Raw genomic sequence first — 24,089 nt, forward strand, 5'->3', positions numbered from 1 at the left:
AATTATGCCTTGGCATAATTGATATTATTGTAACACTTTACTTCGGATTTCGGAATATTGAAGGATACTTAAAGCAATAAGTAATTGGGCGCTATAATAAGTCAGCATGATAATTTCATGAGAAAAAGCTAGTGGCATGACAAATTTGTTAATAGCTAAATAAGAGTCAGATGCAATAAAAAATAATGCACCACTTGCTGCTAGCGTAGATCCAGTTTTAATAGCTGTCCATCCCATTGTAAGTATCACAGAAATATAGGCGATTACTGCGATACCAAGTATGGTTTCGCCTGTTTTAAAGACAGACCCCGCAATCCATATTGCCATACTTGCTCCGTAGAGTAATAAAAGTATTTTTGCCCATGTTGGTATATGCCGCTCATTTGCAGTAGAGAAAGCAAAAATATAAAAAATATGCCCGATAAGAAAGCTAGTTAGCCCAATTAAAAACCACTGCAATGTATAGTCTCCAATCATACAAAAAATAAGTCCCGCAATAATCAAAAGCTGGTATTTTTTAATATGTAATGGCTTCTGAATCGCTGCTAAAATAATGATGAGCAACATTGGAATTACTTTAAAGATGAGTTTTAAACTTTCCGCAATATGGGAAAAGAGAAAAATATAATAAAGACCCAATAAAATAATGACACCGATTAATAATTTTTTTAACAAATTTTTCAGCTCCTTTCCTTTTGAAATTCAATATTTATGGTAGAATTCCTTTCTGTACAACGTATGTATGAAACTTTTTTAGTATGTGACCGTAAAGTAAGTAGTGAGAAAGAAGAAGAGAGGATGAACCAAATGACTAAGCTACTGATAGCTTCTGCAGTCATTGCATTGATCGCAAGTGTGTTAGTGACACCGCTTATTACGAAGAAGCGAGAAGATGGACAATCGAAAAAGGTAATCGGATACTTTTTTATTGGAATCTTTGTATTAGGATTTTTAGCCACAGGCATTACTTTATATGTAACAAAAATTGATGTAAATTGGCTTGTTTTTTGGCCTGCTATTATTTTATTAACATTGGCGGGAGCTCTGCTAGCAAGTGGTATCGAACGGAAAATAAAAGGTCTTTTATTTTTAGCAAGTCTGGGTGTAGCTGTGTATGTATTATCAGCACCTTTATGGAATGCTAATGAAAAATTTAAGTCATCTGAAATGAAGGAAGAAGTAGAAATAAAACCATTCGATGAGACACAAACACCTGCAAGTGTACCACCGAAATTTGCTCGTAATAAAATGAAAAAGGCTTTTGGACAAGTGCCAAACACGAGTTACTATGAATTAGGACGCTTACAAATTCAAAAAGTGAAGGGCGAATATGTTTATATCGCGCCAGTTGAATTTTCGGGATTCTTTAAATGGATGAACGGTAGTACAACACCTGGTTACTTCATAATGAGTGCTACAGATTCTGCGGATAATCCTAAATTTATTAAAGAGGAAATGAAATACGTACCTTCTGCATATTTAAATGCTAATTTAGAGCGTCATATTCGTTTACAACATCCATTCCTTATTTTTTATGGTGACGTACAACTGGAAGTAGATGATGAAGGAAAGCCATACTACATTCGCTCATATGGTGAATTTATTTCCGCGCGTAATGGCTTTGATGTAAAAGGAATTGTCTTGGTTGATGCACTGACAGGGAAATCAGAAGTAATTAAACTGGATCAAGTACCTGAATTTATTGATGGTGCTGTATCACCAGAGACAGTAAGTTTACAAAACAGTTATTTTGGTAACTATGTACATGGTTTTTGGAATAGTATGTTTGGTAAAAAGGATGTAAAGATTCCTTCTGATGAAGGAACAGAATCGAATGTTAGCCCAATTTTCGACGAGAAGGGTGATATGTATTACTTTACAGATTTTACAAGTCCTAAAGAAGGTGTGGATTCAATGTTAGGCTATTCACTAACAAACGCACGAACAGGGCATGCAACATACTATACAGGGAATCAAGACTCAAGTTATATGGATTCACAAGGTAATTTACAAATAATCGAGAAGAAATTCATTGAGAAAAAGTGGAATGGTGAAATGCCAGTGTTGTATAACTTTTATGGAGAAGCGAGTTGGCTGACAGCTGTGCTAGATTCCAATGGTTTCTTACAAAACTATTTTATCGTGTCCGCAGCCAATCCTGAAATTTCCGTTTACGCTACTACTCCTAAGGAGGCATTGAAATTATATAAAACTGCCTTAAGTCGAGGAGGAAATACTGTAGATGGTAGCTCAAGTGCTGAGGAGAAACAAGTTAGCGGAAAGGTATTGCGTGTATATAAAGAACGTCTAGGCGATTTTACAACTGTATCTTTCTTATTAAACAATGGCGAAAATTATTTAGTGAGTGCTGAAACAGAACCTTTAGCAATTTATTTACAGGAGGGTGATGAGGTAATACTCACTTATGGTGATACAGGAGAGCAGTTCCTACCAGTGCGCTCTCTTATAATTAAAGGACTACAATAAAAGAACAAAAGACGATCTTGATATTACGAAGATCGTCTTTTTTATGTAGATTGTTCTTGAATATAGGTAAGCATTTTTTCTCTATGGTTCATAAATAGTCTTTCGGCATGATCATTTAGTGTAAAGATTTCTTGTATATACCCTTTTAATAATTTATCTTCATATTCAAAAGCATGGCCGTAAGTGTTTTCTAAAATATAGGATAATAAAAGAGCATGCAAGACAACGACTTCTAAATTCTGTGTATTCGTAACGAATTTTAAATTGAGAATAGTAGTATGAGAAACGAACTGATTGACATAATCAATGGGTTTTTTATATACATTCAAATCAATATGTGACTCTAGTCGTTTTCTTAATTGGGTGCATTCATTATTTAAGTCTTCAATTTTTAAAAATAAACCTCTTACACTTCTCTTATGCTGTTGTTCTAAGGTGCGAGCAAGATGTTTATTGATATTGGACATTATTGGTATAACTCCTTTCTTTGTTAGGTATCATTTATTAACTATGAATGGAATAGTTGGAAAAGGAAAGAGTCTTTTCGTTTAATTTATAGATATAGTTAAATTAAGAAGTGTGGCAATATACCTGTATCGGACATAAGTAGGTAATAATTTTATGTAAAAAATGGAATTATTATCATACGATAGTAACTCCATTTCTGTTATACTATTTCCAATTAAACCCTTTTGTTGCTAAAAATTCTTTAATATGCGGACGTCGTTGCTCGATTAAAAAATCAGCCATTTGTTTTGTCCAATTATCAATTTTTCTGTTTGATGAACGGCTGTTATAATATTTTTCCATTTCCTCGTTGTAGGCTGGTAAAAGCTCTTCATATTTTTCAACATTGTATTCATTTTCATGTAATACAGCAGATACAGGTAAACGAGGTTTTACCTCATTGCGACGTGCTGGAACGCCGATTGTTAGCCCAAATAATGGGAAAACGTGATCAGGTAGATTGAATAATTCGCTAATTTCAGAAGGTTTATTGCGTACCCCTCCAATATAGCAAATGCCATAACCCATTGATTCAGCTGCAATAACAAAATTCTGTGCAAACAATGATACATCAGCTACACCAACAAGGACATTTTCAGCAGAATCGGCTACAATATCTACTCCTTCTAGTTTCCCAGCCATTTGAAGTCGCTTGAAATCTACACAAAAAACAAATGCCCCACCTGAGGTTTCATATTGACGTGGATTACCAGATAGTAAGCCTAATTTTTCCTTTTTATCTGCATCTGTTACCCAGATTACACTATAGGCTTGCACAAAATGGGATGTTGCAGCCATTTGTGCTGTTCCAATTAAATCTTCAATGATTTCTTTTGAAATCGGTTCACCATCATAGATGCGTACCGAGGAATGGCTACGTAATAGTTCTTTAACCATTAAAAACTCCCTCCTTTGTGTCTGTTCTATACCTTGAGCATAGCACGCTTTTCTAGCAAAATCGAATAATGAGGGATAAAAAGTTATACATCAATAATTTATAAATGTAGAAATTATCTCGTAAAGTAAAATATTTCATTTGATATAGATTAAATATTCTAAATAGTATAAAATTATAGGTGCGACTGTTTATTTGGTTGTGCTACCAAAAATTACAAAATCTTTATTCTCAAATGTTTAGACAGCATTAGCTATTAGGTGATGAAATGCTCCTGGAATAAAGATATAGCCTCTGACGGATGTCACAGATTTACTGGAACCAAATATGCAAGTTGAACAAAAATAAAGTGGAATGGAGGAATAGGGAATGGAAGAAAAATTTGCAAAAAAGCTTCGTCATGAACAATTACGAAGTAAGGTTGTAACAGCCGAAGAAGCAGCATCTTGGATTAAGGATGGCATGGTATTAGGGATGAGTGGATTCACACGTGCTGGCGATGTAAAGGTTGTACCTCTTGCACTTGTAGAGAAAGCGAAAAAAGAGGATTTCCAAGTAGATGTCTTTACAGGTGCATCACTTGGCCCTGAGGTAGACCAATACTTAGCAGAAGCAGGGGTCATTCGTAAACGCGGTCCTTTCCAAGCAGATGCTGGCATTCGTAATAAAATCAATAGCGGTGATATCACATTTGTCGATGCCCATCTTTCCCATAATGCTGAGCTTGTTCGTCAAGGTATTATTGGACCAATCGATTTTGCGATCATTGAAGCGGCTGCAATTACAGAAGATGGCTTATTAATTCCTACAACTTCAGTTGGTAACTCTCCTATTTTTGTGCAAGAAGCAGACCAAGTCATCATTGAATTAAACGTAGCACAGCTTGATGCATTAGAAGGTATACATGATATTTACGTGCCTGCACCACAAGGAAAGCGTGATCCAATTCCTTTACAGAATGTTTCTGATCGTCTTGGTATAATTGGAATTCCACTAGATTTAGATAAAGTAAAAGGCATCGTCATTTCGGATATATTAGATGCGCCATCAACTATTGTCCCCGCGGATGAAGAGACAGATGTTATGGCTACTCACTTATTAAATTTCCTACGTGAAGAGATTAAAGTAGGTCGCTTAACAACAAGTTTGCGACCAATTCAATCTGGGGTAGGTTCAGTAGCCAATGCTGTATTGCTAGGCTTTAAAGATTCTGAGTTTGAGAACTTAGAAGTTTATTCAGAAGTTCTTCAGGATGCAGTGTTTGAATTGATTGATGCAGGGAAAGTGAATTTTGCTTCTGCAACTTCTATTACCCTTTCTGAGCAAGTAGGAAACCGTGTTTATGGGAATTTTGAAAAATATGCTGATAAATTAGTGTTGCGCCCTCAAGAAATTTCGAATCAGCCTGAAATTATTCGTCGACTCGGATTAATCTCAGTGAATACGGCATTGGAATTAGATATTTACGGTAATGTTAATTCGACACATGTTTCTGGTACAAAGATGATGAATGGTATCGGTGGGTCTGGAGACTTTGCTCGTAATGCACGATTAGGGATATTTGTGACAAAGTCTTATGCTAAAGGTGGAGATATTTCGAGTATTGTCCCAATGGTCTCGCATGTTGATCATACAGAGCATGATGTTGATGTCATAGTAACTGAACAGGGCGTAGCAGATTTACGAGGACTTGCTCCAAAAGAACGAGTTGGGCTTATCATTGATAACTGTGCACATCCTGATTATAGGGAACAGCTGTGGCAGTACTTTAATGATGCCAATGAGGCAACGGGCGGACATCATACACCACATGACCTAGAAAAAGCACTATCATGGCACGTTAATTATGCGAAAAATGGTACGATGAAGGACCCTGCTTTCACGAAACAATAATACTACTTTAAAAGCCTTGAAGGACAGTTAGTCTGTTTCTTCAAGGCTTTTACGTTTTATTTAATCAAAGTCTTATAATAATCCAATCCATTTCCAATAAGTTGCAGAGAACAAAAGTACGAGAAGGAAACCAATAATGGTTAATGGAATGCCTGATTTCAAGAAATCCTTTGTTGTAAAGGAACCTGTACCATAGGCAAGCATGTTTTGTGGTGCACTAATCGGTAATAGGAAGCCAAAGCTTATGACGAATTGTTGCACAATAACAAAACCAACTTGATCCACATTAGCCGTTAATGTGGAGGCTAAAACGATAAACACAGGTATAAGTGCTGAGGCTAAGCTAGTTGCGCTTGCAAAGCCTAAATGAATCAAAATGTTAAATAAAGTTACGAGTGCGATTGTTGCTAGTAAAGGCATTGCATCTAGCCCAAGTGAACCAAAAACTTTATCTGATAACCATGCAGCACCTTTCGTATTCAGTAAAATGGTTCCTAGCATAATGCCTACAGCAAAGACGATAATTGTCCCCCATGGAATATGAGGCTCAACTTCCTTCCATGAATACACACCAATTTTAGGCATTAATAGAATAGCGATAGCAACTATTGTGACTGTGGTCGTATCGAAGGGATGTAATTTACCTTCAGTTGCCCAGAAAAATAGTAAAACTAAGGAAGTAACGATTAAGCGAATTTCAGGAGCCTTTAATGGGCCAAGCTCTGCAAGCTGTTTTTTGATGACCTCTTTACCACCTTCGATATTGCTAGTCTCAGGTTTAATTAACGCAATCATAATGAAAAATAAAACGATCGACATAATAATCGAGAAGGGAGCAGCGTAAAGTAGCCAAGCACCCCAGGAAATATCCACATTAAATTGCTCTTGGATAAAGTTTAAAGCCACCATATTTTGAGCTGCTGCAGTTTTAATGCCGATATTCCAAATGGAAACGGCTTGTACCGAAGTAATAACTAGCAAAGCAGCAAGCCGACTATCACGTGGTAAACCAAATGCTGCCACCATTCCAAGCAATATCGGTACTACAGCGCCAGCTCGTGCTGTAGCAGAAGGAACAAAAAATGCGAGGACGATAGAAACTAAAATGGCGCCAAATACGATAGCCTTTGTTTTCGTTCCTACCAGTGAAAGAATCCACAGAGCAAGTCGTTTATGTAGATTAGTAATTTGCATTGCAGCCGCTAGAAAAAGAGCTGCTGCTACTAAAGCAACGGCAGAATTACTAAATCCACTTAAGGATAATTTTAATGCGCCAGCTGTTCCTAGCTCTGTAGATGGGTCATCCATTGACGGAGCGAGTCCTAGTAAAACAGTTACTAGTGCAATGATCATGGCCGAGCTAACAGGATATGAAACAGCCTCTGTTACCCAAAGGATGACTGCAAAAGCTAAGATGGCTAAAGCTCGTTGCCCAGCTATAGGTAAATCGCCGTTATTAGGTAAAAAAGTAATAATGATTAGTAAAGCGAATGCTAAGCCAATCCATAGAGGCTTTAAGTTACGTTTTGTAGCTGCTTGTTTTGGTGAAGACATAATTTCTCATCCTTTCTACGATAAAAATGACGATTATTATCCATAACATCGGACTCCGTAATGTTTTATTAAGATAAGAATATGTCTATTTTATTGTAGAAAAAAACCTGTGTAAAATAGATGTTTTTTACAGCAATATTAGTAGATAAAGAGAAAATATATGGTCACACAAAATACAAAAATATCCATAAAATATTATTTCTTTTTCTTAAAAGCAGTAGTTACTTTAGGCTCTGTCCCATTAACTAAACGTTTAATATTTTCTATATGCAGGATGATAGCTATGCCAAAAAGAAGGACAGCTATAATGGTTGGGCCAATGCCTGGAATCCATAAATAAGTTGCTGTACAAAAAACGAGATAAAATTCTAGAACACCTACAATTAAATAATTTGTTGCAAAGGATAAAATAACAAATAAAATAAGTGCAAATAAACCAATCTTCCAATCAACAGCAAGTAAAATACCAATGATGGAGGCCGTTCCTTTCCCGCCGTTGAAGCCCATATAGAATGGGAAATTATGACCTAAAATAACCCCAGCAGCCATAATGTAAGTAAGCAGCCATATTTGTTCTTGTGTCAAATGAGTGGCATCCGCTAGATAAAAATGTGCACCGATAATAGCGACAACGCCTTTGCCGATATCAATGAGGGCTACTAAAACGCCATATTTCCAGCCAAGGGAAAGAGTAGCATTCGAGGCACCCGCATTTCCGTGGCCAGCTTTTTTTAAATCAACCCCAGATAAAAATTGAGCCACTTTAGAGCCGTGAATACAGCCTATTAAATAGCCAATCATAAGAAAAATGATCACGGCCTTTACCATAAAAATACTCCTCTCAAAATTTTTTCTAAAATAGTGTATGCGTTCATATTACGTATAAGAGCAGACAGAAGTTTCGGAAAAAATAAAATTTACATGTTGACAGAAAAAAACTCTATGTTTATACTGTGTAACAACGATGGAAATTGAATCTCATACTCTTATCAAGAGCGGCGGAGGGATAGGCCCTATGATGCCCGGCAACCAGTAAGTAATGAGCTTACTAAGGTGCTAATTCCTACAGATTCTAACTTGGATCTGGCAGATAAGGGGAGGAAAACTTGCAACCGCAACCCTCTTCTTAGCTGAAGAGGGTTTTTTGTTTTCTACAGAAAAATCCTCCTCATCTCCGGTACCATCGTAAAAAAATAACCATTTGGAGGTACACAATGACAAATTTTAAACCAGAAACATTGCTGTTACATGGTGGTCAAGAGCCAGACCCAGTGACGGGTTCTCGGACAGTTCCAGTCTATCGCTCAACTGCTTTTGTATTTAAAGACACTGCTCATGCGCAACGTCTTTTTGCCCTAGAGGAAGCAGGGAATATTTACACACGAATTACCAATCCGACTGTTGATGTGTTTGAAAAACGTGTGGCTTTATTGGAAGGTGGAACAGCAGCAGTAGCACTTTCATCTGGTGCAGCGGCTATCGCATTTTCCATTTTAAATCTAGCTGGAGCTGGTGATGAGATAGTAGCAGCTAGTTCTTTATATGGCGGTACGTATAATTTATTTGCTAACACATTACCAAACTATGGTATTAAAACAATTTTTGTAGATGAAACAAACCCAGAGAATTTCAATGCGGTGATTACTGATAAAACAAAAGCTGTCTTTGCAGAAGTTTATGGTAATCCAAGCTTAAAGGTTTTAGATATTGAAGCAGTAGCTAAGATTGCACATGATAATGGGCTACCACTAATTATTGACAGCACGTTTGCTTCTCCTTATGGTTCTACACCTATTGAATATGGTGCAGATGTTGTTGTTCATTCAGCAACTAAATGGATAGGAGGCCATGGTACAACCTTAGGGGGCGTTGTTGTAGACGCTGGTAAGTTTGATTGGGCTAGTGGGCGATTCCCAGGTTTTACTGAACCAGATGCTTCTTACCATGGGTTACGCTATGGAATTGATACAGCTTCTGCTGCTTTTGCTACAAAGCTACGCGTACAATTATTACGTGATTTTGGTCCAACATTAAGTGCAGATGCTGCCTTTAATTTATTGCAAGGGTTAGAAACGCTTCATTTGCGTATCCCTAAACACAATGAGAATGCATTGGCAGTGGCTGAATATTTACAAAACCACCCATCTGTGGAGTATGTAAATTATAATGGCCTAGAAGATTTCCCGACACATGAGTTGGCAAAAAAATATTTAAGAAATGGCTTCGGTTCAGTGCTTACATTTGGCATCAAAGGTGGACGTGAAGCTGGGCGAAAGCTTATTGATAGCGTGAAGCTATTTTCACATGTAGCAAATGTAGGTGATGCTAAGTCATTAATTATACATCCTGCTTCCACTACCCATCAGCAGCTATCAGCAGACGAATTAGTTCAAGCTGGTGTAACCGAGTCGCTCATTCGCTTATCCATCGGTTTAGAGGCAGTAGAGGATATTATTGCTGATTTAGATCAAGCCATTACACAGGCAACAACAAGTGAACAAACTGTAGAAGCTTAAGATTTAGAACAGAGGGAAGAATGGTGTAGCGTTTACGTATTTTCTCATTCGATTTGCCTCATTTGGTAATGCGTTAAACGTTGCTACATCAACTATTTACAACATCCGTTAATTATCAGAACCTTATAAAAAATAATACCAAGTAATTTTATATGTATTATTGACTTAATTAAATCCATGCTATATACTAGGAAATAAGTTAAGAGTACGGAAATTATTGTTAAAAAGGAAAATGTTTTCATAAGTGCTCCCCCACTTTTGAATATATAGAAGAGTAGTTGCCTAGCCAGTAACTGCTCTTCCAAAAAACTGATGATAAAGGAGTGTTTAAAATGGGTAACATCTATAGTGCGCAAAACATTGTATCCTATCTAATATATGAGCTAAATGAAGGACACGTTTTTGTCAACAATAAATCCATTCAACACCTTCTTACATCAGTCGAAAAGAAATGGCAACAAGTTTTTGGTCATACAGCATTTCAAGAACAAGTTTTTACTGAAAAAGAAGACTATACTGTTAAGGAAGTATTTGAGACATATGAACAGTACGGTGTGAGCCATATCTCACTTCCTGCCACAGAGATTTACTTAAAGTATGGTACATTTCAATTAGTGGAACGTACGTATGCAATACCAGATTTTACAGAAGAAGAAATTAGTCTTGTTCAACACGCTTTAGAACAATATCGCTATCAATTGCTTTCAAGAGCAAGTTAAAATCCCCTCATATTTTTATGCTCATTCTCTGCTGCTACAGGGAATGAGTTTTTTCTTTAAAGGGATTGTTATGAATGTCTGAGCATACATATATAATAGAAGAAAGACATTCATATATTGAAATGTAAAGAGTCAATATTTGTTCAAATCTTATAGAATGATTAATAAAACGTATAATAAAGGGAATGAAACCGATTTCTTTTGCACATCTAGAGAAAACAAATGTCCTTCCTAGAAAGATTTTTCTTGTGCAATGTATGTATTTGCGTTACAATTTTCTTTAAGTTAAATTTTGAATTATTTGAATTTGTATGTGTTCCAACACATATAGAAATAGCGAAACTCATACAAAGAAGAGTTGTTGGCTAAAGACTGCGGTGGGTGTCAAATAGTCATGACACAACCCCATGGAAAATTAGCATTAATGAAACTGCGGAATGTAAGTTGGAGGGAATAACAAGAATGGCAACTATAAAGGCAGCGATTTTAGGATTTGGAACGGTAGGTCAGGGGATCTATCATATTTTAAATGAAAAACGAGAAGAGCTAAAAAATAAATTAGGTATTAAATTAGAGGTAGCGAAGATTTTAGTGACAGATGCTAGTCGTGAACGTGTGCCTGGCACAGCACATTTAATGACAACAAGTATGGATGAAGTCTTAGCAGAGCCAGGTATGCAGGTTGTGTTTGAAGCAATTGTGAACGAAGAACCTGCATACAGTTATTTAAAGCGAGCTGTTGAACATAAATGTCATGTTATTACTGCTAATAAAGTGATGTTTGCCAAACGAGGTTTGGAGTTACAGGATCTTGCAAAAGCTAATGGCGTTTTTGTAGGCTATGAGGCTACCACTGCTGGTGGCGTACCTGTTATTAAAACAATGAAAAATATTTTACTTGTTAATGATGTAAGTCGTATACAAGGCGTCTTAAATGGCACATGTAATTACATATTAACAAAAATGCGTGCACAGGGCTGGTCGTTCGAAACAGCTCTAAAAGAGGCACAAGGCTTAGGCTATGCTGAAGCAGATCCGTATAATGATATATCTGGGCAGGATGCATTTAAAAAATTAATGATATTAAGTGCCTTAGCTTTTGGTGAGCAACCAGATTGGTCAGATGTAGAAGTAATTGGAATCGATAGTATCTCTGCTGAACAAGTTCATGAAGCGTGTGAAAAGGGTCTGCGTTACCGCCATGTTGCTGAAGTGGAGAAACGAGCTGACGGTAAAATTATTGCAAAAGTCGGTCCACAACTAGTTGATAAAGAGCATCCACTTTATCCAGTCGATGATGTGTTTAATGCAGTGGCATTAGAGACTAACTATATTGGTACATTAACATTAGTCGGTCCTGGAGCAGGGATGTATCCAACTGCGAGTGTCATGGTAGAGGATTATGCGGAAATCATTGGGAAAAGAGCAGGATTTGTTGTGACAATCTAATAAAAGCTTAAAAAAAGCCCGCCATTCAACAATGTTCATTGTATGAATGGTGGGCTTTTAGTCTTCATCTTTGACATCAATATCCTCTGGAATAGGGGTAGAACGCCAAATCTCAATTTCTTCTTTAATACGTTCCAATTGATTAAAATAAGTGCTGAATTGTCCACTATTGATTAAAATTTGTTGGCCATCGTAAACAGAACGGATGCGTCCTTCGTAAATTAGACGCATTACTTGATCCACAGGCATGCCAAGATCAATAGCTGTCTCTTCAATTGTTTTGTACATACGATTCGCTCCTTTTACTGTTTTTATTATAACGTCCATTAATGAGAATGCATACTGTGGTAATTAAAAGAAAAGTAAAAATGATAATTGTTTGATTTTGGATAAATATGTATGATTAGTATTAATAAAGTTGTGAAGCGGGGATGAGTTGAAAAATGTTAAATTCATTGTTTGTATTACTAGCAGCTATTTTATGGGGAATGACAGGAACTGCCCAAACATATTTGGAACAAGGGGTCTCTCCTATAGCAGTGGCCACAATTCGTTCTGCAATTGGTGGCGGTTTATTATTAGCTATTACAATTATAATGAAGAAAATTAACTTTTTAAGATGGTCATGGAAATGGACAATTTTAGCTGCGGCTAGTATTGCCCTTTTCCAAGGACTTTTCTTCTCATCTATTCGTCTAACAGGTGTAGCCATTGGAACTGTTGCTACTATTGGTAGTGCACCAGTATTTTCTGGTGTATTAGAATGGCTAGTATGGAAAACACGTCCTACAGCAGTATGGGGACTTGCTACATTGATGGCCATTATCGGATGTCTTTTATTATTCATGAATAATGGAGAAGAGTCAGTACACGTTGGTGGATTCACATTAGCTCTTTGTGCAGGTTTATCCTTTGCATTTTACACAAACATAAGTAAAAAATTAATGGCACAGGAAGATGCATTACCCGCAGTTGCTATGACATTTTCCATTTGCACTTTGTTTTTACTGCCATTTTCATTAGAAGGTGGTTTTTCCTGGCTAGGAAACGTGGACAACTTATGGACAATGCTGTTTATGGGGATTATGTGTACAAGCGTAGCGTATTTACTGTTTTTAAGTGGATTACAAAAAATTAGTTCATCCTCAGCTGTAACACTTTCATTAGCAGAACCATTAACTGCTGCAATTCTTGGTGTGTTTTTAATAGGAGAACACTTAAGTATAGTATCCTGGCTTGGTGTAGCGATGCTTTTAGGAGGCATTGTTGTTTTAACTTTAGGTGGGAGAAAAAAGCTAAAACCTTAAGAAATTCTTCATTTTTATAATAGCTGGTTTTTAAGATTTAGAAGATACACTTATATTTGAGAGCGAGGTGTATATCATGACGAAATTAACAGTTCTTGTTACAGATGACGATCAAGATATTCGTGATGGTATTGAAATTTATTTGAAAAATGAAGGCTATCATGTCATTAAAGCAGCAGATGGCTTAGACGCATTAAAAAAGCTAGAGAATAATGAAGTACATTTAATCATTTTAGATATCATGATGCCAAACATGGATGGAATTACAGCAACATTTAAAATTAGGGAAGAGCGCAATATTCCCATTATCATGCTGAGTGCAAAGGCGGAGGATGGCGATAAGATTCATGGATTATCAGTTGGAGCAGATGATTATGTAACAAAGCCATTCCATCCATTAGAGCTATTGGCACGTGTAAAATCCCAGCTGCGTCGTTATGTTCAGCTAGGAACGTATAGTGAGGGTGCTACAAAAGTGGAAATAGACGGACTTGTTCTTGATGAAGAGGCAAAAGAGGTTGTATTAGAAGGAGAGCCTGTTCGACTAACACCGATAGAATATAAAATAACGGAATTATTAATGAAAAATGTAGGGCGTGTATTTTCGATTCGTGAAATTTATGAACGTGTTTGGAATGAGGAAGCTTATAATGCTGAAAATATTGTAGCTGTTCACATTCGGAAAATACGTGAAAAGATTGAAGCTGATCCGAAAAATCCGCGCTATCTAAAGGTGGTATGGGGCGTTGGCTATAAAATGGAAAAATAAACTAGAGAAGTATATGACAATTGCAGGATTTGTTGCAGGCGTTGTTGGACTCATTTATTTTGGTGTTTATGCCTATCAAATTGTCAATTCTCGCTCCTCAGAGGTTTTACAGTTACTAGAAAGAATTTTTTAGAGGAGTGTAAAGATTTATGGTGAAAAAATGGAAATCCCTTCTCGTATTAATGTGTTTAATCTGGACGATTTTCGGTATGTTTACTTTTTGGCATGTAGGTTATCAGTATATTGGTAAATCATATTTCGATTCAGAAAATTTTCAGCATGAAATCGATAATTTCACGGCAGAGCTAGGACCGTTAGTAATAAATGTACCGAATGCTGAAGATTTGAAAGATAAAATAGAGGTTACGCAATCGGAAATAGAAGAGCATCGTAATTACTACGGAACACTGGGACAGCAAATCGATAATATTAAAGCACAATACGAACAGCGCATTCAGGAAGCTGTAGATGCCAATGCAACAGAACTAAAGGCAAAGCTAGAGGCTGAACGCGATAATAAAATTAAAGATATTACGACAAATTTTGAAGATGATGAGCATGTACGAAAGAAGATTCTTGCTGGGGAAGAAGCACTTATCGATCAATATATCAAGGCAGCACAAGGAGAAGCTAAAAACTTTAAAAAGGCTTATGATTACTGGTCTTATGAGCTGACGAATAGTGAAACAGGCAAAACGTACCGTGCAGGTAATATTTCAGAAAGTAGTGCCTATAAAATCAAGTATACTGAGCGAAATCCATTATATGTAGGGAACATAAGTGAGAATTTAAGGGATACTTTTTACCGTACAGAAAATTATGTGAATGTAGATAATCTTTATGAAACTGCTGAATATACGGGTGTCTTAACCATCTCAAAAAAGGCAGTCCAATCATTAGGGGTTATGCAGGATTATAGCCGTTTTCATCGGAATCAATATACCTTTTTCTTTGTGTGGCTCACTAGTATTGTAACGGCAATCTTTGCTTGGAGAGGTCGTAAGGATTTACTACAAACTGTCAAAGGTATGAAGGAACAAGAGATTTTAAATAAAGCAAGATTCGACTTTCAAGTTATTCTAGTATTGATCACAGGGTTGATGTATCTTATTGCTTCTCAAGTTGTTTTTGAATCGATTGAATACACTTACGACTACAATTATCAACATAATTATGTACGCTATATATTAGATGTTGCTTTTAAAATTGCTGTTTTAGTGATAATTGGCAGTGCTTTCTTCGTGCAATTAATATGGTTGTATACAAGAGTAGATACTTTGAAAAAGCTAGAGGAAAATGTGAAATCTAGCTATCTATGGTCACTAGGGGATTCAATAACTGATTTATTTATCAATCGTTCGATTGCATTGCATTCAATTGTAATGCTAGCTGCAGCCTTCTTTGGAGGAGGTAGCCTTGTCGCTACCATGATAGGAGCAGGAGTAGGGGGCTTCGCAGTCCTTGTGCTTGGTATTTGTATGTTTATAGGATTCCCTGCTATGATCATTTTCCTATCTAGAATGGGTTACTTAAATCGTATTATGAAGGATACGAAGGATATGGCTGAAGGGCGATTGAATCGTGATGTGAAGGTGAAAGGGAAGTCTCCACTTGCAGGTCATGCGGAAAACCTTAACCATTTACGAGAAGGTGTTCGTACGTCCATGCATGAGCAGGCGAAAAGTGAGCGTTTAAAAACAGAGCTGATTACAAATGTGAGTCATGATTTACGGACTCCTTTAACGTCTATCATTACGTATACCGATTTACTGAAGAAACCAAATATTACAGAGGAAGAACGCCAACAATACATTCATATACTTGATAAAAAATCTGAACGTTTAAAAGTGCTGATTGAAGACCTTTTTGAAGTATCTAAAATGGCAAGCGGTAATATTGAACTTCACCGCAGTCGAGTAGATCTAACGCAGCTTATTCAACAAGCAGTAGGAGAGCATAAAGAAGATTTGACACAGTCCCAACTAGATTTACGAATGACCATGCCACATGATCCAATCTTTGCATATGTGGACGGTCAAAAGTGGTGGAGACTTATTGATAATTTAATTGTCAATGTTTTGAAGTATGCGCTAGAGGGAACGCGTGTTTATGTGACATTAAAGCGTACGGCAGATGGCGATGCTGAATTTACTGTGAAAAATGTAGCGAAGTATGAAATTAGTGAGGATGCTGAGGAATTATTTGAACGCTTTAAACGTGCAGATGCTTCACGTCATACAGAGGGCTCGGGGCTTGGATTAGCCATTGCACAATCCATTGTTGATTTACATGGAGCAAGAATGAGCATTGATGTAGATGGCGATTTATTTAAAGTAATTGTTAGAATTTCAGCAATTTAATGGTAAAAAGGCGGCAAACATTTGCCGCCTTTTTTTTATAAGCCTAAATTTTTGGCGATAATAACCTTCATGACTTCATTTGTACCCGCATAGATCGACATAACAGGTATATCTCTATACCTTCTAGCAATCTTATATTCCTCCATATAGCCATAGCCACCATGTAATTGCATACATTGGGTAGCAAGGTCACGTGCATTTTCAGTAATCCAGTATTTTGCCATAGATACTTTTGTCACAACATCATTTCCTGCAATATGCTCTTCAATCAAGGTTTCCAAAAATGATTTACCAAGCTCGATTTTAGTCGCCATTTCAGCTATTTTAAATTGTGTATTTTGGAAGTCACCAATTGTTTTGCCAAAAGCCTGACGTGATTTCACATAATCGAGCGTTAACGCAAGCATATCCTCAGCGGCTGTTTGTGCGGCAATCGCTACTGCTAATCGCTCTTGTTGTAGTTTTTCCATCATGTATTGAAAGCCCTTGCCTTCTTCTCCAAGTAGGTTTTGAACAGGCACTCGACAATCTTCAAAATAGAGTTCAGCTGTGTCTTGGGCATGCATACCAACTTTTTCGAGCTGTCTTCCTTTTGTAAAGCCAGGTGTACCTTCTTCAATAACAAGTAGGCTGATGCAACGATGCTTTTTCTCAGCCTGAAGATTTGTCTTTACTGCAACAACCGCTAAGTTTGTATGGATGCCATTTGTTATAAAGGTTTTTTGACCATTTACGATATAATGATCGCCATCGCGAATGGCTGACGTTTTTATATTCGCCAAATCTGAACCTGTACCAGGCTCAGTCATTGCAATAGCTGTTATATAGTCGCCTGTAACACATTTGGGTAGCCAACGAGATTTTTGTTCGTGTGTTCCATATGCTTCGATATAAGGGACGACAATATCATTATGCAGGCCGATTCCGATAAAACTAGAGCCTATACGTTCAAGTTCCTCTTGAATAATGATGCCAAAGCTGAAATCCAGCCCTAGCCCACCATATTGTTCTTCTACTTGTGGACAAAGATAGCCCATATCACCAAGCTTACGCCAAAAAGAAAGCGGAATAAGATGATCCTTTTCCCATTGTGCATAATGCGGTTCAGCTTCTTCAGCTAAAAACTTACGAAAGGTTTTACGAAATAACTCATGCTCTGTTGTTTCAAATTTATAACGTGTCATTTGAAATAGCACCCCTTTTTCCTCGTAAATGCGTAAATTTGCTCGTTCATCTACTATGTTACTGGAAGATTTGTGAAAATTAAAGTGCATTTAGTGTGTAAATGACGAAAATGACATCTATATACAGTGAAATGTCATGTAAAACGAGAGTAACTAATGAAATGAAAAGGTAAAATTAAATTTGTCATTGCATAAAGTGACAAGTTCCTATTTTCTCTAGAAGATTATTCAAGTGCTTTCGGCAATATGATTGCTAAATGTAATGATATAATCAATTAAATTATAGAAAGAAAGTAGAGGACTTGGTTATGCCAAAAGTAATCGGCGGTGTTCTTTTAATTAGTATTTATAGTGCGTTGACTTTCTATTTAGGGTGGGGAGTAAAGCAGTGGCTTGTAGCAATGGGATGGTTCCGTTTTCCAGCTTTATTTTGGTTAGTGCTGTATTTTGTTGCTTTTAGTATTATAATCGGAAGATTACATGAGTCTTTACGAGTGTTTTCTGTAATCAGTAATTACTGGATGTTTATCTTTGAATATGGCTTATTGCTATGCTTAGTTGCACAAATCATTATTTGGTTCACACCTTTTAAAAATATACAATTAATAGGTAGTATAGCAGTAGTAATCCTATTCTTGTTAAATATCATGGGCTCTTATTTAGCCTACTCTCCAGTTGTTCGTCATTTAGAAATAACAATTGATAAAAAAGATAGTGAGTTAAACACACTAAGAGCTGTTGTGGCATCGGATTTTCACTTAGGTGTTTTATCACATAAAAAGCATTTACAACGTTTTGTAAGTTTAGCTAATGAAGCACAACCAGATATCGTGTTGTTAGCTGGGGATATCGTGGACGATGACCCGAAATGGTTTGTTCAAGAGGGGATGGCAGATGTCATGAAACAATTAACCTCTACATATGGAACATATGGTATATTAGGTAACCATGAATATTACGGGAAAAAAATTCCTGAATTTATTAAGGAAATGGAAAATGCCAATGTAAAAATGCTCCTAGATGAAACAATTGTTATAGAAGATGCGTTTATATTAACAGGGCAAGAAGACAAAACGAATAAAGAAAGAAAAACACTTGAAGTACTAAAGCCTTCTGCAAACTTACCATGGCTTGTGATGAATCATACACCTGACGACTTGATTACGCCTTCTAAAATGGGCGTTGATTTACATATGTCTGGTCATACACACAAGGGACAACTGTGGCCAAATCAGTATATAACAGCTCGTGTATTTGAACTAGATTATGGTTATAAGTTAAAGGAACAGATGCATACACTTGTTTCATCAGGCTATGGCTTCTGGGGCCCACCGATGCGAATTGGCAGTAGATCAGAGCTTTGGGTAGTAGATATAAAATTTCAATAGTATGTGATAATCTAACAATGGCTTGTTAGGTGAAATGGCAGTAGTATATGAAAACGGAGTATTCTATAATAAATGAGTATTTGATTAAAAAAGGTAAGGTGACATGGTGGAAATTATAGAGTTATTAAAAGCATTAATATTGGGCTTTGTCGAAGGTATGACGGAATTTGCACCAGTATCTTCTACGGGTCATATGATTATCGTGGATGATATGTGGTTAAAGACAGAGGAGTTTTTAGGGAAATATCCTGCCAACACATTTAAAATTGTTGTACAACTTGGGTCCATATTAGCGGTTATCGTAGTTATGTGGAAACGTATGTTAAGCTTAGTCGGTTTATATAATATTGAAGGTCAAGCTAAGTCCATAAATGGCCGCTTTAACTTATTGCATGTTATTGTTGGGATGCTACCGGCAGTTGTCTTAGGTTTTGCATTCAAGGATTTTATTGACGACCATCTTTTTAAAGTAGAGCATGTTGTTTATGCATTAGTGGCGGGAGCAATTCTAATGATTGCTGCAGATAAGTTAGCACCTAGAAAACCAAAAGTAGATTCTTTAGATAAGATTTCCTATGGTTTAGCATTTAAGGTAGGGCTAGTACAATGCCTATCTCTATGGCCAGGTTTTTCTCGTTCAGGCGCAACTATTTCGGGTGGGGTACTATTTGGTATGAGTCATCGTGTTGCAGCTGATTTTACATTCATTATGGCTGTGCCAATCATGGCAGGAGCTAGCCTCGTATCCGTTTTGAAAAACTGGGATACTTTATCAATGGACTATTTCGGTTTTTATGCTGTCGGATTTATTAGTTCGTTCGTCTTTGCATTACTGTCCATTAAGTTTTTCTTAGCACTTATTTCAAAGGTAAAATTAATGCCTTTTGCAATTTATCGTTTAGTTTTAGCCGCAGTTCTTTGCGTTATTATTTTCATGTAAACAATAAGCCACGCTTCTTCTTCAAGAAGCAGTGGCTTTTTTTGCGTTAAATTTATTGAATCCTCCATCCATTTTTTCATTAAAGTGAAGGAAAGTGAGTATAAAGAATCATCTTTATACATAAAATAATAGCAAATTATAATAATATTAGACATCATTTACCTATATATTGTTCATTTATCTGTTTTGAGATTATAATTGATACATAAAGTGTCTAATTATATGTTGTTTTATAATGAAAAATAGGAATATAGACTTAGTTAAATATATATGATTAAAATATGAGGTGGAGAAAATGTTTCAACTTATCAATAGATCTAAGAAAAATACAATTGAAATAAGCAATGAAACAACTATCGGTATTTTTATAGAAGATCCAGACCGTTTACTACAATTAAATCTTGTAGGGTTAAGTGTTCATGATCTTCAGCTGATTAGTAGTTTAAAACCATATGTAGAAAGAAATGTAGTAGAAGTGGTAGGGGCATTTTATCATGCAATAGAAAGTGTTCCTTCCTTACATAAGGTTATTCAATCAAATAGCTCCAGCGAACGTCTACGTCAAACATTACGTCATCATATTATTGAAATGTTTGAGGGGCGAATAGATGAAGCCTTTTTAGAGAAGCGGAGACGTGTGGCAAAAATGCATGTAAAGATTAATTTATATCCGAAGTGGTATTTAGCTGCTTTTCAAATTCTTGAGAAATCACTTCGCAAAATAGTCTATGAGCTTCGATTACCAAAGGGTGAGGAAGAGAAGTTTTGTGATGCTATCAGTAAAATATGTAATTTTGAACAACAAATCGTTTTAGAAGAATACGATAACTATGCAAGCATACTAATTGAGGAACAACGCAATAATGTTAGGGATCATGTAAAGGATATTATAGGCGGAATTTCTACGCAATTAGAAGTTCAATCTCAAACTACGACTGAAACAGTAACAGAGCTTGTCTATAGCGCAAAGCGTGTCAACGCTTTCTTGAAGGAAAGTGTATATGAGGCTGAATCTATGCAAAAAGTGTCTAGTGAAGGTTATACTAAAATAATATCTATTGATGAGCAAACAGGGAAGATTCATCACAAGACCGTTGAAATGGCAAATATGGTAGAGCAATTAGATGCATCTTCTTCGAAAATAAATGCCGTTGTAGAAATTGTGAAAAGTATTTCTGGGCAAACAAATTTACTTGCGTTAAACTCTGCGATTGAGGCAGCACGTGCTGGTGAGCATGGTAAAGGCTTTGCAGTTGTTGCAAACGAAGTACGCAAGCTTGCGGATCAAACGAAAAGCTCTGTTGAACAGATTGCTGAGTTAATCATGACGTCAAATGGTATTACAACTCAAGTTGTACAAGCTATTCAGGACATACAGGAGCTTGTGAATAGTAGTATCGAACGTAATGCTGAATCTCTAAAAGCATTTGATGCGATTTCTGGCTCTGTAGAGGATTCGATCTCTAATTTTCAAAAGGTTGGTAATCAAGTATCTGAACTGGCTACTATTATTGAATCGATTGGTGAATCTTCGGAAGAATTAGAGAGAGTGGCGAATCGCTTAAATACAACAATTAGAGAGTTTTAAAAGAAATATAGCTATGCATTCTATTTATGCATAGTTTTTTAGTATGTGAATTAGGATGAAAGGTCTTATTTTATGGATGAATCAACTAATAGGCTGATGAAATAGCTAATAACAAATTTTATAGAAAGAGGAAGACTACAAAACCCTAGAAAATGCTTGTTTTAAGTGTTACGCTATAGGCGAATTAGGGAATTGAGTAGAGGGGTGTTTGGAGCATGAAAAAGAAATTATTTATAGCACGTAAGTTTCCTGCACATATTGTTGAACTATTACAGGAGTTTTATGAAATCTCACAGTGGGATGAGGAAGAGATTGTGATCCCACGTGAAAAATTACTAGCAGCTGTCGCTGACTGTGAGGTACTGTGGGTAACGTTAGCCGACCAAGTAGATGAAGAATTACTTTCACATGCACCCAACTTAAAATTAGTGACGAATTTAGCAGTTGGATATAATAATATCGATGTGAAGGCTTTAAAAAAACGAGGCATTATGGCGACAAATACGCCGGGTGTTTTAACGAATACAACTGCAGATTTAGTATTTGGCTTACTGCTTGCAACTGCCCGTAGAATTCCAGAAAGTGAAAGATATTTACGTGAGGGCAAATGGAAAAGCTGGTATCCAATGCAATTGGTTGGCAAGGATGTTTCAGGAGCCACAATTGGCATTATTGGCATGGGGAGAATTGGCCAAGCCGTTGCTAGAAGAGCAAAAGGTTTTGATATGAAAATCTTGTATAATAATCGCAGACGTCGTCATGAAGCGGAAGAAATGTATGGCTTCCAGTATGTTTCACTGGAGGATCTATTAAAGCAATCTGATTTTGTTGTGATCATGACACCTTATAATAGTGATACGGAAGGACTTATTGGAGCGCGGGAACTTGCATTGATGAAAGAAGATGCGGTATTAATTAATGCCTCACGAGGTGGAATTATTGATGAGGGTGCGCTATACGATGTTCTTAAAAATGGGAAGCTTTGGGCTGCAGGACTAGATGTGTTTGAACAAGAGCCGATTGCGATGGATCATCCCTTATTAACACTTCCAAATGTAGTAGCTCTGCCACATATCGGTAGCGCGTCATTAGAAACGAGAACAGCTATGCTAATGTTAAATGTAAAAGCTTTGACTGCTTATGGACAAGGCAAGGCAATATCCAATCGAATTGATTAAAAAGAGGAGCATATCGGTGAAAGATATGCTCCATTTTTTTATCTATTGAATAAATCGAATAAGCCGCCGATACCGCCTTCACCTTTTGATTGACCGCCTCCGCCTTGCGAAATAGGGGCAGCTGCAAAGACACGACTGGCTAAACGGCTAAATGGTAATGATTGTACCCACACTGTTCCAGGACCACGTAATGTAGCAAAGAAGATTCCTTCGCCTCCAAACAGTGCTGTTTTTACGCCTCCAACCATTTCAATATCGTAATCCACATTGGATGTCATTGCTACAAGACATCCTGTATCCACACGTAAAACTTCACCCGGTTGTAATGTTTTTTCATGAATGGCTCCTCCTGCATGCACAAACGCCATGCCGTCACCTTCTAGCTTTTGCATAATGAAACCTTCACCACCAAAGAAGCCTACTCCAATTTTTTTCTGAAATTCAACGCCAACAGAAACACCTTTAGCAGCAGCTAAGAATGCATCTTTTTGACAGATAATTTTACCGTTTAATTGGCTTAAATCCATTGGAATAATCTTCCCTGGGTATGGTGAAGCGAAATAAACATGTTTTTTACCTGAGCCAACGTTTGTAAATGTTGTCATGAATAAGCTTTCCCCTGTTATTAGCCGTTTCCCTGCACCTAATAATTTCCCCATTAGACCACTTTGTGAGCCACCTCGTGAGCCGTCACCAAAAATAGTTTCCATATGGATCGAATCATCCATCATCATTAACGCACCTGCTTCTGCAACAACTGTTTCCTGAGGGTCAAGCTCAACTTGCACATATTGCATGTCGTCACCAAATAACTTGTAGTCAATTTCATGATTATTCATAAAGGGATTCCTCCAAAAATAAATTTAATGATATTGTATACGATTATAAGCTGCATTGGTTTCAATAGAAAATTAAATATTTTAGAAAAAAAGGGAATTAGTTAGAAAATGTCGAATATAAAAAACTAGAATGTGTATTATTTATTTTCATTTAACTAAGGGTATTGTGAATATACATAACCCTAAGAGGCTTCTAAATTAAGAAGCCATCCTCTATATAGAGGCAATGAAGTTAAGTGGAAATAAAGCCTCTGGCAGTTGTCACCGATTATTATTGAAATGCTAGTATTACAAGGTGTGGTGTATATTGAAAATTCGGAATTTTGACATATTTTATCTCCGCTCACTCCAAGATTCCTAATGAGACATTTTTTCTTTTGGTGGAGAGCAACTATTGATGTATGGAGATAAAGCCACTGGTAGCTGTCACGAAAAGTGAAACGTGCAAGCACATTCCACTGCTCGGACGCAATATCCAAAGGCAAAATGGATTCTGGTTAAATTCATAGACTTATA

Annotated in this window: 21 protein-coding genes and 1 riboswitch; of the genes, 13 read left to right on the forward strand and 8 right to left on the reverse strand. The window is 36.7% G+C overall.

The features are described from left to right. Positions 1–24: 24 nt before the first annotated feature. Positions 25–675: a lysoplasmalogenase gene (locus tag MKZ14_RS01825; protein WP_339280592.1), complete on the reverse strand. Its 651-nt coding sequence runs from the start codon at positions 673–675 to the stop codon at positions 25–27. A 132-nt stretch (positions 676–807) separates the two neighbouring features. Between MKZ14_RS01825 and MKZ14_RS01830 the strand changes: the two genes are divergently transcribed. Next, positions 808–2,487 carry a hypothetical protein gene (locus MKZ14_RS01830; protein WP_016994436.1) on the forward strand — a complete coding sequence of 560 codons (1,680 nt, stop codon included), beginning with the start codon at positions 808–810 and terminating at the stop codon, positions 2,485–2,487. A gap of 41 nt (positions 2,488–2,528) precedes the next feature. Here MKZ14_RS01830 and MKZ14_RS01835 read toward each other — a convergent pair whose 3' ends face one another. After that, entirely contained in the window at positions 2,529–2,954 is a 426-nt protein-coding gene (locus MKZ14_RS01835; protein ID WP_258860732.1) for a hypothetical protein, read from the reverse strand. A gap of 205 nt (positions 2,955–3,159) precedes the next feature. Next, positions 3,160–3,891, reverse strand: a complete 732-nt coding sequence (gene chrR, locus MKZ14_RS01840) for a class II chromate reductase ChrR (RefSeq protein ID WP_016994441.1) — start codon at positions 3,889–3,891, stop codon at positions 3,160–3,162. 367 nt (positions 3,892–4,258) lie between these two features. Here chrR and MKZ14_RS01845 point away from each other — a divergent pair, with 367 nt between their 5' ends. Continuing rightward, the gene (locus tag MKZ14_RS01845) at positions 4,259–5,782 is read left to right on the forward strand and encodes a succinate CoA transferase (RefSeq protein ID WP_339280593.1); all 1,524 of its coding nucleotides are present in this window, start codon (positions 4,259–4,261) and stop codon (positions 5,780–5,782) included. Positions 5,783–5,854: 72 nt separating this feature from the next. Here MKZ14_RS01845 and MKZ14_RS01850 read toward each other — a convergent pair whose 3' ends face one another. Together MKZ14_RS01850 and MKZ14_RS01855 are read right to left on the reverse strand one after the other, a co-directional pair. Then, positions 5,855–7,336 (reverse strand): DASS family sodium-coupled anion symporter, encoded by a 1,482-nt coding sequence (locus MKZ14_RS01850; RefSeq protein ID WP_339280594.1) that lies wholly within the window; start codon positions 7,334–7,336, stop codon positions 5,855–5,857. Positions 7,337–7,531: 195 nt separating this feature from the next. Then, the gene (locus tag MKZ14_RS01855) at positions 7,532–8,164 is read right to left on the reverse strand and encodes a glycerol-3-phosphate acyltransferase (protein ID WP_339280595.1); all 633 of its coding nucleotides are present in this window, start codon (positions 8,162–8,164) and stop codon (positions 7,532–7,534) included. A 155-nt stretch (positions 8,165–8,319) separates the two neighbouring features. Beyond that, positions 8,320–8,433, forward strand: a riboswitch (SAM riboswitch). A gap of 117 nt (positions 8,434–8,550) precedes the next feature. On the opposite strand from MKZ14_RS01855, the gene MKZ14_RS01860 reads away from it, so the two are divergent. The 3 genes from MKZ14_RS01860 to MKZ14_RS01870 all read left to right on the forward strand — a co-directional run bounded on the left by MKZ14_RS01860 (position 8,551) and on the right by MKZ14_RS01870 (position 12,020). Then, positions 8,551–9,852 (forward strand): O-acetylhomoserine aminocarboxypropyltransferase/cysteine synthase family protein, encoded by a 1,302-nt coding sequence (locus MKZ14_RS01860; RefSeq protein ID WP_339280596.1) that lies wholly within the window; start codon positions 8,551–8,553, stop codon positions 9,850–9,852. A 332-nt stretch (positions 9,853–10,184) separates the two neighbouring features. Next, positions 10,185–10,571 carry a hypothetical protein gene (locus MKZ14_RS01865; RefSeq protein ID WP_016994449.1) on the forward strand — a complete coding sequence of 129 codons (387 nt, stop codon included), beginning with the start codon at positions 10,185–10,187 and terminating at the stop codon, positions 10,569–10,571. A gap of 462 nt (positions 10,572–11,033) precedes the next feature. Beyond that, the gene (locus MKZ14_RS01870) at positions 11,034–12,020 is read left to right on the forward strand and encodes a homoserine dehydrogenase (RefSeq protein ID WP_016994451.1); all 987 of its coding nucleotides are present in this window, start codon (positions 11,034–11,036) and stop codon (positions 12,018–12,020) included. 57 nt (positions 12,021–12,077) lie between these two features. Here MKZ14_RS01870 and MKZ14_RS01875 read toward each other — a convergent pair whose 3' ends face one another. Beyond that, positions 12,078–12,308, reverse strand: coding sequence for a hypothetical protein (locus MKZ14_RS01875; protein ID WP_016994454.1), 231 nt, complete (start codon positions 12,306–12,308; stop codon positions 12,078–12,080). A 155-nt stretch (positions 12,309–12,463) separates the two neighbouring features. Here MKZ14_RS01875 and MKZ14_RS01880 point away from each other — a divergent pair, with 155 nt between their 5' ends. The 4 genes from MKZ14_RS01880 (at position 12,464) to MKZ14_RS01895 (ending at position 16,456) form a co-directional block, all read left to right on the forward strand. Next, complete coding sequence (locus tag MKZ14_RS01880; protein ID WP_016994455.1) at positions 12,464–13,327, forward strand: EamA family transporter; 864 nt, start codon at positions 12,464–12,466, stop codon at positions 13,325–13,327. Between the two features lie 76 nt (positions 13,328–13,403). Beyond that, positions 13,404–14,096 carry a response regulator transcription factor gene (locus MKZ14_RS01885; RefSeq protein ID WP_016994456.1) on the forward strand — a complete coding sequence of 231 codons (693 nt, stop codon included), beginning with the start codon at positions 13,404–13,406 and terminating at the stop codon, positions 14,094–14,096. Continuing rightward, entirely contained in the window at positions 14,074–14,229 is a 156-nt protein-coding gene (locus tag MKZ14_RS01890; protein WP_016994457.1) for a hypothetical protein, read from the forward strand. The genes MKZ14_RS01885 and MKZ14_RS01890 overlap by 23 nt, the downstream gene beginning before the upstream one ends. A 16-nt stretch (positions 14,230–14,245) precedes the next feature. Continuing rightward, complete coding sequence (locus MKZ14_RS01895; RefSeq protein ID WP_339280597.1) at positions 14,246–16,456, forward strand: histidine kinase dimerization/phospho-acceptor domain-containing protein; 2,211 nt, start codon at positions 14,246–14,248, stop codon at positions 16,454–16,456. A gap of 35 nt (positions 16,457–16,491) precedes the next feature. Here MKZ14_RS01895 and MKZ14_RS01900 read toward each other — a convergent pair whose 3' ends face one another. Next, positions 16,492–17,640 carry an acyl-CoA dehydrogenase family protein gene (locus tag MKZ14_RS01900; protein ID WP_339280598.1) on the reverse strand — a complete coding sequence of 383 codons (1,149 nt, stop codon included), beginning with the start codon at positions 17,638–17,640 and terminating at the stop codon, positions 16,492–16,494. 308 nt (positions 17,641–17,948) lie between these two features. Between MKZ14_RS01900 and MKZ14_RS01905 the strand changes: the two genes are divergently transcribed. From MKZ14_RS01905 to MKZ14_RS01920, 4 genes are all read left to right on the forward strand, one after another. Further along, on the forward strand, positions 17,949–19,028 hold the full coding sequence (locus MKZ14_RS01905) for a metallophosphoesterase (RefSeq protein WP_312124652.1): 1,080 nt from the start codon (positions 17,949–17,951) through the stop codon (positions 19,026–19,028). A gap of 106 nt (positions 19,029–19,134) precedes the next feature. Further along, positions 19,135–19,968 carry an undecaprenyl-diphosphate phosphatase gene (locus MKZ14_RS01910; RefSeq protein WP_026023486.1) on the forward strand — a complete coding sequence of 278 codons (834 nt, stop codon included), beginning with the start codon at positions 19,135–19,137 and terminating at the stop codon, positions 19,966–19,968. 295 nt (positions 19,969–20,263) lie between these two features. Further along, positions 20,264–21,556 carry a globin-coupled sensor protein gene (locus MKZ14_RS01915; RefSeq protein WP_016994460.1) on the forward strand — a complete coding sequence of 431 codons (1,293 nt, stop codon included), beginning with the start codon at positions 20,264–20,266 and terminating at the stop codon, positions 21,554–21,556. 215 nt (positions 21,557–21,771) lie between these two features. After that, positions 21,772–22,734, forward strand: a complete 963-nt coding sequence (locus tag MKZ14_RS01920; RefSeq protein ID WP_036078082.1) for a D-glycerate dehydrogenase — start codon at positions 21,772–21,774, stop codon at positions 22,732–22,734. A 38-nt stretch (positions 22,735–22,772) separates the two neighbouring features. On the opposite strand, the gene MKZ14_RS01925 is transcribed toward MKZ14_RS01920, so the two are convergent. Further along, positions 22,773–23,573 carry a TIGR00266 family protein gene (locus tag MKZ14_RS01925; protein ID WP_004229711.1) on the reverse strand — a complete coding sequence of 267 codons (801 nt, stop codon included), beginning with the start codon at positions 23,571–23,573 and terminating at the stop codon, positions 22,773–22,775. Between the last annotated feature and the right edge of the window lie 516 nt (positions 23,574–24,089).

The organism is Lysinibacillus sp. FSL P2-0066 (assembly GCF_037969495.1).
Taxonomy (GTDB): domain Bacteria; phylum Bacillota; class Bacilli; order Bacillales_A; family Planococcaceae; genus Lysinibacillus; species Lysinibacillus boronitolerans.

What these genes read in the sequence shown, in the direction of transcription:
- MKZ14_RS01885 (WP_016994456.1), top strand. Translation starts at nt 13,404, where the DNA reads ATGACGAAATTAACAGTTCTTGTTACAGATGACGATCAAGATATTCGT.
- MKZ14_RS01915 (WP_016994460.1), top strand. Translation starts at nt 20,264, where the DNA reads ATGTTTCAACTTATCAATAGATCTAAGAAAAATACAATTGAAATAAGC.
- MKZ14_RS01925 (WP_004229711.1), bottom strand. Translation starts at nt 23,573, where the DNA reads ATGAATAATCATGAAATTGACTACAAGTTATTTGGTGACGACATGCAA.
- MKZ14_RS01850 (WP_339280594.1), bottom strand. Translation starts at nt 7,336, where the DNA reads ATGTCTTCACCAAAACAAGCAGCTACAAAACGTAACTTAAAGCCTCTA.
- MKZ14_RS01905 (WP_312124652.1), top strand. Translation starts at nt 17,949, where the DNA reads ATGCCAAAAGTAATCGGCGGTGTTCTTTTAATTAGTATTTATAGTGCG.
- MKZ14_RS01895 (WP_339280597.1), top strand. Translation starts at nt 14,246, where the DNA reads ATGGTGAAAAAATGGAAATCCCTTCTCGTATTAATGTGTTTAATCTGG.
- MKZ14_RS01835 (WP_258860732.1), bottom strand. Translation starts at nt 2,954, where the DNA reads ATGTCCAATATCAATAAACATCTTGCTCGCACCTTAGAACAACAGCAT.
- MKZ14_RS01865 (WP_016994449.1), top strand. Translation starts at nt 10,185, where the DNA reads ATGGGTAACATCTATAGTGCGCAAAACATTGTATCCTATCTAATATAT.
- MKZ14_RS01830 (WP_016994436.1), top strand. Translation starts at nt 808, where the DNA reads ATGACTAAGCTACTGATAGCTTCTGCAGTCATTGCATTGATCGCAAGT.
- chrR (WP_016994441.1), bottom strand. Translation starts at nt 3,891, where the DNA reads ATGGTTAAAGAACTATTACGTAGCCATTCCTCGGTACGCATCTATGAT.
- MKZ14_RS01900 (WP_339280598.1), bottom strand. Translation starts at nt 17,640, where the DNA reads ATGACACGTTATAAATTTGAAACAACAGAGCATGAGTTATTTCGTAAA.
- MKZ14_RS01855 (WP_339280595.1), bottom strand. Translation starts at nt 8,164, where the DNA reads ATGGTAAAGGCCGTGATCATTTTTCTTATGATTGGCTATTTAATAGGC.
- MKZ14_RS01920 (WP_036078082.1), top strand. Translation starts at nt 21,772, where the DNA reads ATGAAAAAGAAATTATTTATAGCACGTAAGTTTCCTGCACATATTGTT.
- MKZ14_RS01875 (WP_016994454.1), bottom strand. Translation starts at nt 12,308, where the DNA reads ATGTACAAAACAATTGAAGAGACAGCTATTGATCTTGGCATGCCTGTG.
- MKZ14_RS01880 (WP_016994455.1), top strand. Translation starts at nt 12,464, where the DNA reads ATGTTAAATTCATTGTTTGTATTACTAGCAGCTATTTTATGGGGAATG.
- MKZ14_RS01870 (WP_016994451.1), top strand. Translation starts at nt 11,034, where the DNA reads ATGGCAACTATAAAGGCAGCGATTTTAGGATTTGGAACGGTAGGTCAG.
- MKZ14_RS01860 (WP_339280596.1), top strand. Translation starts at nt 8,551, where the DNA reads ATGACAAATTTTAAACCAGAAACATTGCTGTTACATGGTGGTCAAGAG.
- MKZ14_RS01845 (WP_339280593.1), top strand. Translation starts at nt 4,259, where the DNA reads ATGGAAGAAAAATTTGCAAAAAAGCTTCGTCATGAACAATTACGAAGT.